The sequence below is a fragment of the Terriglobus sp. genome (assembly GCF_965201105.1).
Taxonomy (GTDB): domain Bacteria; phylum Acidobacteriota; class Terriglobia; order Terriglobales; family Acidobacteriaceae; genus Terriglobus.
The window spans coordinates 1511637-1527716 of sequence record NZ_OZ241741.1 but is presented as its reverse complement, the minus strand read 5'-3'; the positions used below and the strand labels follow the sequence as shown (position 1 = coordinate 1527716).

19 protein-coding genes are annotated in these 16080 nt (G+C 63.4%); all 19 read right to left on the bottom strand.

The genetic code is table 11. The features are described from left to right. Window positions 1-143: 143 nt before the first annotated feature. The gene (gene rpsO / locus ACOFKT_RS06760) at window positions 144-410 is read right to left on the bottom strand and encodes a 30S ribosomal protein S15 (RefSeq protein ID WP_419807122.1); all 267 of its coding nucleotides are present in this window, start codon (window positions 408-410) and stop codon (window positions 144-146) included. A 79-nt stretch (window positions 411-489) separates the two neighbouring features. After that, window positions 490-1551 (bottom strand): endo-1,4-beta-xylanase, encoded by a 1062-nt coding sequence (locus ACOFKT_RS06755; RefSeq protein WP_419806647.1) that lies wholly within the window; start codon window positions 1549-1551, stop codon window positions 490-492. 136 nt (window positions 1552-1687) lie between these two features. After that, complete coding sequence (locus ACOFKT_RS06750) at window positions 1688-1909, bottom strand: hypothetical protein (protein ID WP_419806646.1); 222 nt, start codon at window positions 1907-1909, stop codon at window positions 1688-1690. A 28-nt stretch (window positions 1910-1937) separates the two neighbouring features. Next, a complete protein-coding gene (locus ACOFKT_RS06745) occupies window positions 1938-2774 on the bottom strand; it encodes a flagellin (protein ID WP_419806645.1) in 837 nt (278 codons plus the stop codon). Window positions 2775-2827: 53 nt separating this feature from the next. Further along, window positions 2828-4219 carry a flagellar hook-associated protein FlgK gene (gene flgK, locus ACOFKT_RS06740; RefSeq protein ID WP_419806644.1) on the bottom strand — a complete coding sequence of 464 codons (1392 nt, stop codon included), beginning with the start codon at window positions 4217-4219 and terminating at the stop codon, window positions 2828-2830. 52 nt (window positions 4220-4271) lie between these two features. After that, window positions 4272-4562 (bottom strand): flagellar biosynthesis anti-sigma factor FlgM, encoded by a 291-nt coding sequence (gene flgM, locus ACOFKT_RS06735; protein WP_419806643.1) that lies wholly within the window; start codon window positions 4560-4562, stop codon window positions 4272-4274. Window positions 4563-4606: 44 nt separating this feature from the next. After that, window positions 4607-4918, bottom strand: coding sequence for a hypothetical protein (locus tag ACOFKT_RS06730; protein ID WP_419806642.1), 312 nt, complete (start codon window positions 4916-4918; stop codon window positions 4607-4609). A gap of 2 nt (window positions 4919-4920) precedes the next feature. Further along, the gene (locus ACOFKT_RS06725; RefSeq protein ID WP_419806641.1) at window positions 4921-6030 is read right to left on the bottom strand and encodes a flagellar basal body P-ring protein FlgI; all 1110 of its coding nucleotides are present in this window, start codon (window positions 6028-6030) and stop codon (window positions 4921-4923) included. Between the two features lie 26 nt (window positions 6031-6056). Further along, window positions 6057-6818: a flagellar basal body L-ring protein FlgH gene (locus tag ACOFKT_RS06720; RefSeq protein ID WP_419806640.1), complete on the bottom strand. Its 762-nt coding sequence runs from the start codon at window positions 6816-6818 to the stop codon at window positions 6057-6059. Next, the gene (locus tag ACOFKT_RS06715) at window positions 6815-7327 is read right to left on the bottom strand and encodes a hypothetical protein (RefSeq protein ID WP_419806639.1); all 513 of its coding nucleotides are present in this window, start codon (window positions 7325-7327) and stop codon (window positions 6815-6817) included. Before ACOFKT_RS06715 ends, ACOFKT_RS06720 begins: the two co-directional genes overlap by 4 nt. 32 nt (window positions 7328-7359) lie before the next feature. Continuing rightward, window positions 7360-8151, bottom strand: a complete 792-nt coding sequence (gene flgG, locus ACOFKT_RS06710) for a flagellar basal-body rod protein FlgG (RefSeq protein WP_419806638.1) — start codon at window positions 8149-8151, stop codon at window positions 7360-7362. A gap of 9 nt (window positions 8152-8160) precedes the next feature. After that, the gene (locus ACOFKT_RS06705; protein WP_419806637.1) at window positions 8161-8910 is read right to left on the bottom strand and encodes a flagellar hook-basal body protein; all 750 of its coding nucleotides are present in this window, start codon (window positions 8908-8910) and stop codon (window positions 8161-8163) included. A gap of 64 nt (window positions 8911-8974) precedes the next feature. Then, window positions 8975-9646, bottom strand: coding sequence for a hypothetical protein (locus ACOFKT_RS06700; protein WP_419806636.1), 672 nt, complete (start codon window positions 9644-9646; stop codon window positions 8975-8977). 260 nt (window positions 9647-9906) lie between these two features. Further along, complete coding sequence (locus ACOFKT_RS06695; protein WP_419806635.1) at window positions 9907-10224, bottom strand: FliM/FliN family flagellar motor switch protein; 318 nt, start codon at window positions 10222-10224, stop codon at window positions 9907-9909. Further along, complete coding sequence (locus tag ACOFKT_RS06690) at window positions 10217-11179, bottom strand: hypothetical protein (RefSeq protein WP_419806634.1); 963 nt, start codon at window positions 11177-11179, stop codon at window positions 10217-10219. Before ACOFKT_RS06690 ends, ACOFKT_RS06695 begins: the two co-directional genes overlap by 8 nt. Then, window positions 11169-12035 (bottom strand): sigma-70 family RNA polymerase sigma factor, encoded by an 867-nt coding sequence (locus ACOFKT_RS06685; protein WP_419806633.1) that lies wholly within the window; start codon window positions 12033-12035, stop codon window positions 11169-11171. Before ACOFKT_RS06685 ends, ACOFKT_RS06690 begins: the two co-directional genes overlap by 11 nt. Window positions 12036-12073: 38 nt before the next feature. Next, complete coding sequence (flhA, locus tag ACOFKT_RS06680; protein ID WP_419806632.1) at window positions 12074-14191, bottom strand: flagellar biosynthesis protein FlhA; 2118 nt, start codon at window positions 14189-14191, stop codon at window positions 12074-12076. After that, complete coding sequence (locus ACOFKT_RS06675; RefSeq protein WP_419806631.1) at window positions 14188-15297, bottom strand: EscU/YscU/HrcU family type III secretion system export apparatus switch protein; 1110 nt, start codon at window positions 15295-15297, stop codon at window positions 14188-14190. Before ACOFKT_RS06675 ends, flhA begins: the two co-directional genes overlap by 4 nt. Further along, the gene (locus ACOFKT_RS06670) at window positions 15294-16073 is read right to left on the bottom strand and encodes a flagellar biosynthetic protein FliR (protein ID WP_419806630.1); all 780 of its coding nucleotides are present in this window, start codon (window positions 16071-16073) and stop codon (window positions 15294-15296) included. The genes ACOFKT_RS06675 and ACOFKT_RS06670 overlap by 4 nt, the downstream gene beginning before the upstream one ends. Window positions 16074-16080: the final 7 nt, after the last annotated feature.

The window sequence follows — 16080 nt, the reverse complement described above, 5'->3', positions numbered from 1 at the left end:
GCCCGGCCGGCGTTGCGATGCACGCGCGCGGCAATGGGGCGGTCTGGATACGAAACTGAGAACGAGGTGCGGGTCAAATCAGCTCTCGACCTTCACACACCCGGCTGCGGCCGAGGGGATCGGAGACGCTCCGGCTGCGCCGTTTATTTGCGAATGCCGAGTTTGCCAATAACTTCGCGGTAGCGATCGGAATCGGTCTTCTTCAGGTAGTCCAGCAGGCTGCGACGCTTGCTCACCAGCATCAACAGGCCGCGACGCGAACCGTGATCCTTCTTGTGCGTCTTGAAATGTTCGGTCAGCTCGCCAATGCGTTCGCTCAGGATCGCGATCTGCACCTCGGGGCTGCCTGTGTCGGACTCATGCGTCCGGTACTTGGCGATAATGTCGTTTTTCTTTTGGCTTGCCAACACTGTAGTTGCGGTGCTCCTGCTCTTTTTCTGTCGTTTGCGCTTCGGTAAGAATACCATTGCGTTGCCGAGCCCGGCAATGCTACCTCTTACTGCCGCGCAGAGCCTGTCCTGCACTGGGCGCGGGCAAAGGCCGAGCCGCCGCGAAGCTTCCTATGACCGCCGCAAAGGCCGGCTTAGGCCGCAGCTTCTCGTCAAACAGCAAGGGACGATGCGGCGCGCCATCATTTCGCGGCCTCTTGGCTTGCAGCCAGCTATGCGCATCGTCCACGCCCCAGGCCAGCACCGCTCGCACATTCTGTTCCCGCAGCACCGTATCCAGGTAGCTGCGGTAGGTCTGTGCCACGCCCGCGTCTCGCTGCAGTACGTCGCGAGGCAGCTCCCGGTCGTCCACATCCATCTCCGTCACAAAAACTTCTAAATCCATTTCGCGGCAGCTTCGAATGAACTGCTGCAGCGAAGTACCGTACCGGTGCTGCCCACCGGCGCTAATGTGAGACTGGATCCCCACCGCATCAATCGGAACGTTGCGCTGTTTCAGCCGGCGCAGCAGCAATAGCACAGCCGAGCGCTTGGCAGCGTCGTACTCCGTCTCGCCCTCAATGTCGTAGTCGTTATAGGTAAGCAGTGCGGTCGGATCAGCCTGGCGCGCGGTGCGAAATGCAACCTCCAGGTACGATTCACCGATCAGTTTGAGCCAGGGACTGTCCCGCAGGCCGTCAGGCCGCCCGTCCTTCGGTTCTACAGCTTCGTTCACCACGTCCCAGCTATGAATGCGGCCAGCGTACCGGCCCGCCACGGTACGGATGTGCTCCGTAAGCAGGCTGCGGGCATTCGCGGCCGTCGCGGTCGGGCCGAACCACTTGGGCAACTGTTCATGCCAGCATAGATTGTGGCCACGCAGCTTGATGCGGTTCGTCTCAGTGAACTGCAGCAGGAAGTCAGCATCCTCAAAAAAATACTGGTCAGGCGTGGGCCGCAGTGAACTCCACTTCATCGCGTTCTCCGCGACGGCGATACTGCTCTGCTCCGCGACAAGCCGGCGGTAAGCTTCCGATTCCCGTAGCTGCTGCACGTTTAGCGCGAAACCCACAAGCAAGTGGTGTGCCGCGGCCTGCGCCTTCAGCGACCGCGGCTCGCTCACACTTTTTGTTGGAGGCGGGTACGACGCGCTTTGGCCAGCTCGAACGCGATGAGCACAGCCGGTCAGATGTCCAGCCGCGGCCAGCACTCCGGAGCCGAGCAGCGCACGGCGGCTTAGAGAGTTTGCCAGGAACTCCTTAGCCACGGTACGTCTCGCGTTTCAACTGCTGCGTCCATCGCAGGAACCGCAGGAACTGACGCCTGTCGCGCCACACAACGCGAGCCATGTCGGCCACGGTCATCGTCTCGGCATGCAAGCCGGAGTAGGTTTCCAATCGCCATCGCACGTACGGGCTCCGCCACGGTCTTAGGCGATACCCACGCGTGGCGTGCCACAAAAAACGGATGGGCGCGAACATGCGTCGAGTGTAAACGCCACCGTCCAGGTCAGGATGGAAGATAGTCGAAGAGGCTGTTCTTACCGAGTGCAGCCAGGCTGCTCAACAGCGCGGAACGCTGCGTCTGCGTGTTGCTGAGTTCGGTTGCGAGCGCCACCGGGTCGGTGCCGGCGATGGCGGTCTGCTGCGCCTGCAGGTTCGTCTGCTGTGTCGCGGTGTAGCTGCTTGCATCCTGTAGTCGTTTCGCGCTGCTTGCCAAGGCGCTGCGGCCGTCAATTACGCCTTGTAAGCCCCTGCGTATGCCCGATATCTGAACCGCGGTCGGCGCTTGCCCGCTTTGCAAAGCCGTGATCACGTCTTGCAACTGCGCGAATAGACCACTGCTGCCATCGCCAAAAAGAGCGGTGCCGCTTGCCGACGTCGGCACGGTCTTACCCTGCACCGTCAGGGTCGCACTGTTTGCGTCGCCGCTATACGTCACGTCTCCCGTCGTGTCGTCTCGAGTGAAGGGCGTAGCACCTGCGACCGTTCCGCCGAACAAGTACGTGCCGTTGTAGCTGCTGTTCGCCAGGTTGAGAACGGCATCTCGAATGCTGCTTAGTTGCACGGCCGCAGAAGCGCGATCCTGTGCGTTCGATGTGTCGTTGGCCGCGCCGACCGCAACCGAGATCGCAGATGTCAGTTGCGTTATGACGGAGCCCAGGGCTGAGTCAGCCGTCTGCATACGCGCTTGCACCGTTTGGATGGCCGAGATGGTCGCAGAAGCCTGAGCAACTTGGCTGCTGAGCCGTACCGTGGCTGCAGCTGCCAGCGGATCGTTTGAAAGCTGCGTCAGCCGCGTGCCGGTTCCCAGTTCGCGCGCGATTTCAGATTGGCGATCGCTCAAGGACGCGGCTTGCGAGACAAGGTTCGCGATCGAATTTGCAGAGGTAAGCATGTCTAGGAAACCGCCGTGTTCGTGCCAAGGTTAATGCTGTCTGCCATGATCTGATTCAGGATTGACAGCAGCTTCGCCTCGGCCTGGTAGCTACGCTGGTATTGCGTCAGGTTGGCAGCCTCCGTGTCGAGCGAAACTCCTGACAACGCTTGCTGATGCGCGGTGGCCTGAGTCAAAGCGGAAGCCGCGATAGCAGCCGCATTCGTTGCGGTCGAGGCCGTCGTACCGATGCTGCTGATCACCGCACTCAGCGTGTCGGCAAAGGTGTTGCCGGATGCATCCTTCTGAATTCCGAGTGCCGCCAGTGCGTTGGCATTTGCCGTGCCGCCGGAACCTTCGCTGCTGCTTGCGCTGGCGAAGTCCGCGCCGCTGGCCGCTCTTATCGAGACGCTCGCCGCGGGGTGCAGAGCGGCAGCGTTGATGGTGAAGATAGGCTGTCCCGGACTGCCGGTCGCGGTATGCCCGTTCGCATTCACCGTGTTCACCGCGTCCGTAAAAGCCGTGGTGAGTGCGTCGATGCGCGATCGTACGTCGGCCAGGATTCCATCCCGTGCAAGCAAGGCACCACCGATGCTTCCGCCCTCCAGGCCCGCGGTGATGTTGCTGCCCTGTGCATACAGCTGCAGAGCACCTCCGACGCTTCCAGCGGTAAGCGCGTTACTGATGCTGCTCACAACCAGGGCTCCACCATTGCTGGTGAACAGGCTCACGGAACCATCGCTGTTCGCCGTCTGCTGCACACCGATCAATTGCGAAAGGCTTTCGATCTGCGCCGTGCGCTGGTCGATCAACGTGTCGTGATCGGCAGTGTTGCCTGTTCGCGCGATGCTGCCATTCAGGGATGCAATGGACGCCGTAAGCTGGTTGACGCTGCCCACGGCGCTCTGAATAGTGCCTTCCAGGCCCGAAGCCTGCTCTGCGAACGTCGCGCTGGTGCTCCGAAAGGCACTCGCAACGGTTTGGGCAGCGGCAAAGGCAGCCTGCCGCGCGCTGGTGCTGGCCGGGTCAGCTGCAACGGCTTGCGCCGCGGCGAAAAATCCGCTCATGGCCGCGTTGATGCCTGAGCCCTCGTCTCCAGACGAATTGATGGCAAACACCGATTGCAAATCGTCGAGCGCGCTCTTCGTCGTGGCTGCAGAAGCCGCGCTGGAAGTCGTGCCCACCACTGCGGCATCCAGCACGCTGCTGCGCTGCGCGCTTACAGTCGCCACCGGCGCCTGAAGGGTAACGGTGCCGCTCAGCGTCACGGTGTCACCGCTGCTCCAGGCAACGGTCCGGCGTGCGTAGCCGAGCGTGTTCTGGTTGCTGATATTGTCCGCCGTTGCCGTCAAGGCAAGCTGATCCTGCTGCAGCGCCAGAGTGGCGCTGTGAAAACTGCCGGTGATGGAAGCCATGCATCCCTCCCTTCTGAGCGTCGCGCCTGCGCGTCCCTGGCCCTGGTGGCCGCTACCGTTGCAGCAGGCTCTGCATCAGCTTGTCCGCAACTGCGCTGGCGGACACGTCATAGGTGCCGTTCGCGATTGCTGCCTGAACGGAGCGAACCTTCTCCGCCCGCGCCGGATCCTCTGCGGTGGTCTGCTGTAATGCGCTCGCAACCGTGCTCAGTTGCGCGCTGTCCTGTGCGGCGGTGATACCGGCCGTGTTGGTGCGGCCGGCTTTCGGTTGCCCGACCGAATCGGCCTGGGTCAACAACGTTTGCAACAGCGGTGAACTGGTGACTCCACTCGTGTATGACATAAACGATCCTCGTCTCTGCGTTATCGGCAGTCCTGATCAGGACTTTAGCGTCCCTGCGAAAAATGTTTTGCGGCTCCCTGCGCCACGGTTTGTTCAATCTGTTTGGCGAAGCCCAGCGCTCCGGACTTCGCCATGGTGCCCGCAATCGCGTCCACGGCAAAGCTTTGCAACGCTCCGGTCTGTTCCCCGCCTTCTGCCCCGCCCATGCCCGCCGATTCTGCCAAAGGTTTCAACAAGTCTTTCAGAAGCATGGCCTCAAACTGAACCGCGGCTTCATGCAGGCGTGGAGAAACCGTTCCACTCTGGGAAGACCCGGCCGTAAGAGAAGCAGCAGTTGCTGATCCGATGACAGCCATGGCTACAGCACCTCCAGCTCGGCTTCGATCGCGCCTGCCGACTTCATCGCCTGCAGGATCGAGATCACATCCCGTGACGTGGCGCCGATCGCCTGCAGAGAACGCACCAGATCTTCCACCGTGGCGCCGTTGCTCAGCTCGATCCGGTTGACGGGCTTGTCCTTCGCTTCCAACGTGGTCTGTTGCACTACCCGGGTCGCACCGTTTGAGAACGGGCCGGGCTGCGATACCACCGGTTCACTCACGACGCTAACCGCAAGCCCCCCATGCAGAATGGATACCGGTTGCAGCACCACCGCGCCTCCAATCACGACCGTCCCGGTGCGCTCGTTCACCACGACCTTCGCCCGCGGGTAATACGGCACCTCCACCGCCTCGACTCGGCTCAGCAGCTCGGGAACATCCTCGTCCGGACGGACAGCGATCTCAACCATGCGGCTATTTGCCGCACGCGCCACAGGACGCGCCAGCGCAGTGTTGATTGCGTCCGCCATGGCGCGCGCGCTACGGAAGTCCGCGTCCTGCAGCAACACCGAAAAGCTGCTGCGGCCGTTCAGGTCCAGCGCAACCCCGCGCTCCACTGCGCCGCCGAGTGGAATGCGTGCCGTTGTGGGATGATTCACCTGCTTGGAGTTTCCATTGGCCGCAGCGGCAAATCCACCCAGCACAAGCGGGCCTTGCGCTTCGGCGTAAATCTTACCGTCCGTGCCGTACAGCGGCGTCAGCAAGAGCAACCCGCCCTCCAGGCTCTTCGCATCACCGGCGGAGGAGACCGTCAGATCGACGCGCGTACCCGAGCGCGCGAACGGTGGAAGCGATGCCGACACAAAGACAGCCGCGAGATTCTGCACGCGGATTGCGCCTGCCGGAACGCTCACGCCCAGTCGCAGCAGCGTGGCCACCAGCGTCTGCACCGGAAACCCGGTCTGCTGCGAATCACCTGTCCCCTGCAGGCCGACAACGATGCCGTACCCCACCAGCTGGTTGTCGCGGATGCCTTCGATGGAGGCGATGTCCTTCACGCGGGCGAGCCGCGTCCCATCGTGATCGGCAGCAGAGACACTGCCTGCCAGCAGCAGACCCAGCGCAGCGCAGAGACGGACCGCCCTCAATCTTCCCTTGCAAAATTCGCTCGCGTTCAAAAGATCACCGCTTTCTCCAGCAGGCGCACCAGCAGGTTGGGCCGGTGGGTGTAATCGCTGACAACACCATTGCCGCGCACCTGCAATTCCAAGCTGCTGATGGCGGTGGACAGAACCTGATTCTGCTGCGAGATGTCCTCCGGCCGAACCAGACCGCGCAGCACGATGGTCTGTGTCTGCTGCGAGAACTCAACCTGGCGTGCGGCTTCAATTACAAGCATCCCGTTGGGCAGCACTTCCATCACTTCCCCGCCCAGCACGGTGCTCAAACTGGAGTTGTTGGCACTCTGCCCTTGCGCATTCAACGCCGATTGCGCGTTGCGGTTCAGCAGGTTTTGCGCTGCGCTGCTCGCCGACAGCTTTTGAAAGATCGAGCCGATGCTCGCGGATGCGGACGAGCTGCGGGAACCCTTCACCGAACCGTCGGTGGAAGACTCAAGCGCTTCCGAAACCACGACCGAGATCAGATCGTGCGGACGCATCGCACGAACGTCTGCGGTGAGCCGGTTCAAGCGGCCACCTTCGGTCCAGATCGCACCTGGCTCAGGCTGCATGCCGGCACTCGCCGCGCGCACCGAGGCCAGGTAATCCCCAAGCGAGCGCTGCGCTGGACTGTTCTTTCCCCCGAGGCTGCTCTTTTTCTGCAATGGGCTTTGCGGCCGTGCGATTGCGTCGAGACCCAGTAGCGCCAGCAGCACCGCCGCACTCGCGACGAAGCGAACGAACAATGCATTTGCGGAACATGCGCGTCGGCTCATGGCTGCACCTCGACTTGATTTTTAGCCGTCAGCCGACCGCGTACCCGCTTTGCCGGTTCGCCTTGTTCTGCCGGACCGCCCAGCGACGCAAGCTGCACGTCCACAACACTGCCCACGGGCGCACTTGAAAGCAGTCTGCCCTCCACGGTCAGCCGCATGTGCTCGTCACCCATGGCGACGGCGACCACACTGCCGGAGGGAACCATAGCCTGCTCCAAGCGCAACGGTGCCGCAGCTGGATTCGGAACAAAAGACCCGGCAATCGTCTGCGCCTGACGTTCGGCATGGAAGGGCAGCAAGACCAGCGGGCGTTCCGGGTGCCCGCATTGCTCCACGTGCACAAAGGCGCGATGCAGCACGGGGTCAGTCACGATATCGCGAACACGGAACCCGCTCTGCTCGTCTCGCGGCACGCCTTCTTCCCCCAGCGCCTGCAGCACCGCCGCGTTCGGCGTCGCCGCGCAGCCTGCTGCGGCACATGGATACGTCGCAATCAGCGGCAGTAGCACCGCTCCTAAGAGCTCCCAGCCTGCAGCGCACCTCACGACCGCACCATCCCGTTGACCTGCTGGTACATCTGGTCCGCCGCCGAGATTACCTTGGAATTGCTCTCATACGCTCGCTGTGCCAGCACCATCTGCACGAATTCTTCAACCACATCGACGTTGGAGCCCTCAAGCGCGCCCTGCTGCAACGTGCCCATGCCGGAGCTGCCGCCCGGCGTGTCCACGATCGGCGTACCGGAGGCGCCGGTTTGTTGCATTAGCGTTCCGCCGATCGAGCTGAGCCCGCCGGGGTTCACGAATGTCGCAAGCTGGATTTGTCCGAGCTGCGGTGCCGCAGTCTGTCCCGGCATGGTCGCGCTGACCACGCCATACTGCGAGATCGTGACATTGGTTGCGTTGCTCGGAATGGTGATGTTGGGTGTCAACAGATCACCATTCGCGGTCATCATCTGCCCCTGCGAGTTCAGGTGGAAGTTGCCGGCACGTGTGTAAGCAGTGGTGCCATCCGGCCGCGTCACTTGAAAGAAGCCATTTCCCTGCACCGCCAGGTCCAGCTGGTTTCCGGTCTGGTTGAAGTCGCCCTGCGTGTTGACAACCTCGGTAGCCGCGGCGCGCGTGCCGAGTCCGATCTGCAGGCCGGCAGCGGTCGTGGTGGTGCTCGCCGCGGACCCTGGCGCGACCAGGTTCTGGTACATCATGTCTTCAAATTGCAGCAAACGCTTCCGAAAACCTGTCGTCGCAGAGTTCGCGAGATTGTTCGCAACCGTGTCCAGATTGGTTTGCTGCGCGCTCATGCCGCTTGCCGCGGTGTACATCGCCCGAATCATCCGTTCCTCCTACACCCTGCCCAGTTCTTCCGCGGCAGTCTTGTCAAAACCGTTGTCAAAGACCGAAAGCGCGTGCTGCATCATCTCGGCCTGGCGTTGCAGCATCATCAGCTGCATGGTGCCGTGCACCGCATCCTGGTTCGCGCCCTCCAGCGAGCCCTGCTGCACCGTGGCATCGGGCGCCGTCGGCTTCGCATCCGTTGCAACGCGAAAGTGGTTCGCGCCGACAGGCTTCAAGTCCGTTGCGGCGTAGCTCACGATGCCTATCTCCCCCGCGACCGCGCTTCCGTTCGCGGTGTCGACCGACACCGTTCCATCGGCACTCACGTGTACCGAACCCGAAGGCAACACCAGCGGAGCGCCCAATTTGCTAAGCACGGCCTCACCCTTCTGGTCTGTCAGCGTTCCATCTGCTCCCCGCAGAAAGCTGCCGTCCCGCGTCAGTTCTACACCGTGCGCGGTCTTCACCTGAAAGAAGCCTTGCCCTTCCAATGCCAGATCCAGAGGGTTACCCGTGCTCGCCACCAAACCCTGGGACAGGTCCACCTGCGAGCCGCCCAAGAGGCCGAACCGGTTCACGCTGTCCTGCGTACCGGAGCTGTCGCTCTCCGGCGCGATGCCGGCCAACACGCCCCGAAAATAATCCCGCTGCGCCCGGAACCCGTTGGTGCTTGCATTTGCCAGATTGTTCGCGGCCGTGTCCAGAGCCTGGGTTCTTGCCAGCACTCCCGTGTACGCCGCGTAGAGACCGCTGTCCATATTGACGAGACGTGCAGTTCAAAGGCCGGACGGAGACCAGAAAGCTTAGAAGGCCCTAAGCGTCTCAGCGGCGGACCGCCGTGCTCTCCGCCGCCAGCGAGTACAGCACGTCCATCGTGTCGACGCCCTCCGCTGCGGCGTCCTGCCGGCGCGCGGCTTCTTCCAACCACATTCGCAACCACCAGAATCCATTCACCCGCACAATCCGGCAGTCCACCGGTTGCAGGCGGTACAACAGCTCCGCCGCTTCGGCTGCGAGCGATTCGCGATCTACGCAGCGCACCCGCTGCACCGGCACCGCGCTCTCCGCATGCGTTTTGCGCCACTGCTCCAGCGCTCGGGAGCTGACCACGCCGAACTCCACTCGCAGCGGATACATGCGTTCCAGAGCAAGCGCCAACGCCGGGTCCGGGCCTTCCGCGCACGCCAGCAGCAGTCCGGAAGCGGTTCTCTCCACGGGAAACGTTCCCGAGGACTGGAACAGGCGCGCTGGCGCAACGCTCTGCGAAGGCATCGCCGAAGGCGGAGGCAGGTGAAGCACGGGCAAGCCCCATTGCGCGGCTATAGCGCCGGTAATCCGCTCCTCCGGCACGCCGAGGTGCGTCTGCAACACGTCGCCAAGTCGAAGGCCAGTCGCTGCCTGCAGCCGTAACGCACTCTGCAGCTGCTCCCCTGTCACCACGCCGCGCGCCTGCAACATCAGCCCGAGTGGAACCCGGTGGCGCACACGCGACACAACGGTTCCCACCTCCGGGAAGTCTCGCCGCGCACGCTCTTCCAAAGCCTGACGCAGACATTCCTTCCGGCAGAACCAATGGCCCTCCAGCCTCGGACGCGCTCCGCTGCGCAGGCCGAGCAAGACACCCAGGGGACGGCGTCGGCCGCAGTGGCATGCACCTTCCTCACGTCCCGGCGCGGTCTGTGACGCCATCGCAGGCGCACGTTTGTCCTGACCGTGATGCAGGCCCATGCCTCCATCAGTCGCCCATTTCGCACTCACAGAAGACAACGCACACTCTCCAGACGGAGTTGTGGTTCCAGCACCTCCGACACGTGCAGGGCAAAGCTGCCGCCCACGACCACCACCTCGCCACGCGCCACGATGCGATCGCCAACCAGTAGATCGACCGGGTCTGTTACGTCGCGGTCCAGCTCCAGCACGGTGCCTGGCGCAATCTCCAGTGCCTCGGCCAGCGTCATCTCACGGCCGCCGAAATGCAGACGTACCTCCAGTTCCACATCAAGCCAGGGTTCGGGCGGCCGTGTACCGCCTAGCTCCGCAGTTGCAGCAAGTGTTTGCGCAGGTTCAGACATTTGCTTGCACCTCCTCACCGCGTGATGGAGCGGACGTTCGCGCCGGCAACATTGCCCGATGCACCCCGCCATCTCGAAGGCCGCTCACATTCGCCGCGCGCCACGCGCCCACACGCACCGGGACCGCGGTCGCAACAGGAACATCACTGATGCGAAACTCCGCGGCCGCATTGGAAGGCAAAGGCAACACCAGCGTGCTGCCGGCGCGCAGGTTTTGCAAACGCGACGCAGGGAGGCGCACCGGCGGGAAGCATAGCCCGGTGCGCACGCGCGCCTCGCTCAATGCGCGCAGCAGCGTCTCCAGGTCGGCTTCCGTGTGGTTCCGCGCGGACCGCTGCAGCAGCGGCACTCGCCGCATCACCGATGCGAGCACGGGCGCGGCGATGCACAATGACACTTCGCCTGACACCTCGCCCGTACCGACGCGGAGGTTGAAGCAGTACACCTTTTCCGCCGCGGTAAGCAACTGCCGTTCGCCGGAGTTGCGGGAGCGTTCGCCGGGCTCAAGCCGCAGAGTGATTTGCTGCCACGCCGTGTTCCACTCGCGCAGCACCACATCCAGCACTGCGTGAAAGATCTCATCTTCGATTTCGGTCAAGTCGCGGGCACCCGCCGCCGCAACCCCGGAGCCGCCCAGCAGAAGCTCGATCATCTGCGCAGCCAACGGCAGCGGCCAGCGCAAAAGGCCGATCGCATGCACTTCCGGCAAGTGGACCGGCAGCATATAACACTCGTCCGCCCGCTCCAAAAATTCGCGAAAGGTGTGATGCGTCTGCGCCTCCGCCGCCACGGTCACGCCAGTGCGGAGCCAGGCGGAAAGGGCATGCGTCAAGTTGCGTGCCAGCTGCTCGTCCAACGATCGCAACATGCGCAGCTGCTCCGCCGTCACATGGCCGGAATCGCCAAAGTTGAACCGTTCCAGCGCTGGCGTTTCCGGCAGCATCTCAGCGTCCACGGCGCTTCTCCTTCGCTGCACTGACCGGCTGGTTGCGGCCGCGCAGCGCGGCCAATACTGACCGAAGCCGCACAACCGCCGCGGAGTGGATCTGCGAGACACGTGACTCGACCACCCCCAGCACCTGGCCGATCTCCTTCATGGTCAGTTCCTCGTAGTAGTACAGGGTCAACACCATGCGCTCTTTCTCTGGCAACTCTTGGATCGCGTCCGCCAGGTGCTGCTTCATCTCGCCTTGCAGACATCGGAACAGCGGCTCGTCACCGGGCGAACCAGGAATATAGGACAACTCCTCGTCGCCCGAGTCCTCATTCCGCTCCATGTGCAGGCTGCCAATCTCCAGCCCCTTCAGCTCGCCAAGCAGCTGTTGAAACTGCTTCAGCGAGATTTCCATGCCGTCGGCGATCTCCGCTTCCGTGGGAGCGCGGCCCAGCTTCTGCGTCAGCAGATGAATCTGCTCCTCCACGGCACGGCCCTTGCGGCGCAACTCCCGCGGACTCCAGTCCAGCGTGCGCAGCGAATCCAGGATCGCGCCGCGGATACGGAACTGCGCGTAGCTCTTGAACTGCACCTGCTTGGTGCGGTCAAACTTCGCAAACGCATCGATCAGACCGACAATGCCAGCCGAGATCAGGTCATCCAGCTCCACGTGCTGCGGCAGCCGCTCATGAATGCGGCGCGCAACGAAGCGGACCGTGCTCATGTGCTCCATCAGCAGGAGGTCGCGCTCGGTGCTGGTCATCGGTTGAGCCTGCGCCGTGGCGGCCGCACCGCCATACGCGCCCATCGCGGCGTTCTGGAATGCAGGCAGCGGCGGGGTCATGCTGTTGCCCTGTTCGGATTGCGAAGTTTGCATCGTGTGTACTCCTGCTGCGTTGCCCTACGGATTGCCTGTTAGCCTGCCTGACCCAGAACTCCCAAACTGCGGACCTTAACCTCCGGCGGAATCTCCGGCGGCGCCAGCACGGTCACCCTGGGCAGAAACGGCTCCAGCCAGCGGCGCAGGTGATAGCGGGCCGGCGATGGACATAGAAGCACGGGCATTGCCGAAATCTCGCCCTCGCCGGTTAGGCGCTTCACAGAATCGAGCATCTGCCGCAAAAACGCCTGTGGTGAAGGCGCGGGCCGCGTCGGCTCGCCCAGCAAACGCCGTGCGCCCTCCGGGTCAAAGGTCTGCAGGATGTCCTCTTCCAGGCCGCGGTCCAGCACCAACACCGGCAGCCCACCCTCTGCATCCAGCAACGGCCGGACCAGGACGCGGCCCATGTGCTGCCGTACCTGCTCCGTCAGGAACACAACCTGTTTGTTCACCGGTGCAAACTCGACCAGCGTCTCCAGCACCCTGCCCAGGTCGCGAATGGATACCTGTTCCCGCAGAAGCTGCTGGAAGACACGCTGCACCTCGCTCAACGACATCAGCTTCGGCACAAGCTCCTCGAGGAGCTTGGGATGGCTGTCGCTCAAAGCATCCAGCAGACGCTTGGTCTCCGCACGGGTCAGCAGTTCGTGCGCATGGCGGCGGATGAGTTCCGTCAAATGTGTACCGATCACCGCCGTCTGGTCTACGACGGAGTAACCCGCGGCGAGCGCCTGCTCTTCCAGGTTGCGGGCGATCCAGCGCGCCTGCACGCCAAAGGCCGGCTCCCGCACATCCACACCGGGCACCGTCCGCGCGCCCGGGCCGGAGCTGACTGCAAGCAGGCAATCCCCTTCCGTCTGCCATCGGCCGATCTCGATGCCCCGCAGCAGCACCACATATTCCCTCGGCTTCAGCCGCAGGTTGTCGGTAATATGCACGGAAGGCACGATGAAGCCCAGCTCCGTCGCCAGGTGCCGCCGCATCGCGCGAACCCGGTTCAGCATCTGCCCGTTCTGCTTCTCGTCGACCAGCGGAATCAGCTGAAAGCCGATCTCCAGCGTGAGATCGTCCAGCTTCAGCAAGCCGGTCAGGTCCTCGGTCGCACCGCCTGCCGCGGCTGCCGAAGCTCCGGCCGGGCCATCCGCAAGTGCCGCGTCCGTTTCAGCTTCTGGCTTCAGCTTGCGGGCCAGCAGGACGATACCGACCGCCAGTGCAAGAAAGCTAAGCTTGGGCAGACCCGGCACCAGCGCCAGCGCGGCCAGCACACCCGCGGCCAGGTACAACGTGCCCGGACGCCGCAGCAACTGCGTTCCAAGCTCCTTGTCCAGCGTGTCCGCGGACGACGCGCGCGTCAGCACCAAGCCACCCGCGACGCTGACCAGCAGACTCGGAATCAGCGTGACCAGGCCGTCCCCCACCGTCAGAATCGTGTACGTCTTCAGCGCGGTCTGCAGGTCCACTCCCTGCTGCACCGTTCCGATCAGCAGGCCCGCGATAATGTTGATCGCGGTAATCAGAATGGTCGCCATCGCATCGCGCTGGTTGAATCGCGCCGCGCCGTCCATCGCACCATAGAACTCTGCCTCGTGCGCGATGGCCTCCCGTCGCTTGCGCGCGCCCTGCTCATCGATCAGGCCCGCGTTCATGTCGGCGTCAATCGCCATCTGCTTACCGGGCAATGCGTCCAGCATGAACCGCGCGGTCACCTCTGCCGTGCGAACTGCGCCGTGGCTGACCACCAGGAACTGGATCGCAATCAATGCCAGAAACAGAACGAAGCCAACAATATAGTTGCCGCCCACCACGAACTGCCCAAACGCCGCAATCACCTCGCCGGCAGCGTGCGTGCCCTCGTGCCCGTGCAGCAGGATGCGGCGGCTCGAGGCCAGATTCAACGACAACCGAAACAGCGTCAGCAAAAGCAGCAACGTTGGAAAGACGGAAAGATCCGTTGCCTTGCGCACCTGCACCGCGGTCAGAAACAGCACCACGGAAGCGGCTACCGACATCGCCAGCAGCACATCCAGCACAAACGTCGGCAACGGCACCAGCATCACAAATACCGTGCTGATAGCCGCAAGCGGCAGTCCCAACTGCTTCCAGTGGGTCAGTGCGCCCGACTGGCCGCCGGGTGAAACATTGGGCTCGTTCATCGCGCCTCCAGGGTCTTTGGCATGCCGTGTCCGGCAGAGTTAGCAGAGGGGTAGCCGCCGGTCTGCGGTGGTGCGTCCCGCCGCAGCAGGAACGCAAGAATCGCGGCGACCGCGGTGTACAGTTCCATCGGGATGGCCTGGCCTTCCTCGACCGTGCGATACAGCGATCGGGCGAGCGGCGGGTTCTCCACAATCGGCACGCCGGCCCAGCGCGCCTCCTCGCGAATCGCAAACGCATGCAGCTCGCGTCCCTTTGCCAGAACGCGCGGCGCAGCCATGGTTTCCATGTCAAACGACAGCGCCACCGCGTAGTGCGTTGGGTTGGTCACCACCACGGTCGCCTGCTGGATGTCCGCCTTGATGCGCCTGCGCCGCATGGCGCGCTGCACTTGGCGAATGCGTCCCTTCGTTTGCGGATTGCCGTTGCTTTCGCGCATTTCATCGCGGATATCCTGCTTGGACATGCGCAGCTTCTGTGCCCAGCTGCGCCGCTCCAACGCATAGTCCAACCCGGACCATGCCACCGCGATCCATGCCGCAGTGAGGGCAAGGTGATAGCACGCCGAGATCGCAACAGGCAGGCGCGCCGGCGTCAGAAACGGCTGCGCAATAATCTGCCGTTCGAGCGTGCGCGCGGCGATCCAGATCAGAACCCCTGCTGGCAGAATCGACTTGCCCAGGCGGGTCGCTGTCCGCGCGCCAAACATCTGCTTCGCGTGCGAGAAGGGGCTGACACGCTCCAGCTTCAAGCCGACGGATCCGGCGTGCAATTGCAGGCCGCCGGCTTGCGCGACTCCAAGGCACAGTGACGCTGCAAGAGCAGTCACCAGCACCAGCACCAGCGGTGCAAACGCTGGTGCGAACGGCATCGCGCAGGCACGCAACAGGTCGCCACCGTTGTCAAAGGTACCCGGCGCCGCCGCCAGGCTCGCTTCCACGCCATGCCGCCATAGCTGCAGGAATGCGGTACTTGCCGGTGCCAACACCAGCAGCGAGCCAAGCAGCACGCCGGCCGAGGTCAGTTCCCGGCTGACCGGCACGTCGCCAGCCTCACGCGCCTTCTTTTTGCGCTGGTCTGTTGCTTTTTCCTGTTTGTCCGCGCTCACAACCGCACCGTCCGTTGCGCCGCGTCCAGCAGCGCGGTGAAGTGGTGCTCGATCCATCCCGGCCACAGCGCGACGGAGGTCGCGAGTACGCCATACGCAACGATCGTTTTAACCGGCACGTTCAGCATCTGCACCGGCAGGCCGGGCGCGAGTCTTCCCATCAGCCCCAGCGCAACCTCAACCAACAGAGCCGCCGCCAGTACCGGCGCAGCAAGCTGCAGGCCCGCAAAGAAAATGCCAGACGCGGCGTCCACCAGTGCGTGGCCCGCACTGCTGCTGACAGCGACGGTCCCCAGAGGCAACGCCGCGAAGCTGTGCAGCACCGCCGCCAGCATGACCCGGTGCAGCCCCGCTGTCAGCAGCACCAGCACGCCCAGCCAGTTCAGCAGCGTGCTCAACACGTCCGTTTCCACCTGCGAATTCGGATCCAGCAGATTCGCCAGCGAGAAGCTGAAGCTGATGCTCATCAGTGAGCCTGCATAGAGCAGCGATTCACTCACAAACGACAGACCGATGCCGAGCAGCAGCCCCAAAACACACTCGCTCGCCACGCCTACGGCAGTCAGTTCCAGCGGTGCCTGTGCGCGGTTCACGGCCATCGGCGCAGCCAGCCAGGTGAGCGCCAGCACAAACACGGCGCGCACGCGTAGCGGAATGTTGTTGCCGCGGAACGGCGGCGCAAACGCCACCACGCCGCCCAACCGACACAGCGTCAGCACGCCGCCGCTCAACAGCGTTGGCCACGGATTCGTTATCGCGGGTAATTCGGCGATCATCGTCAAC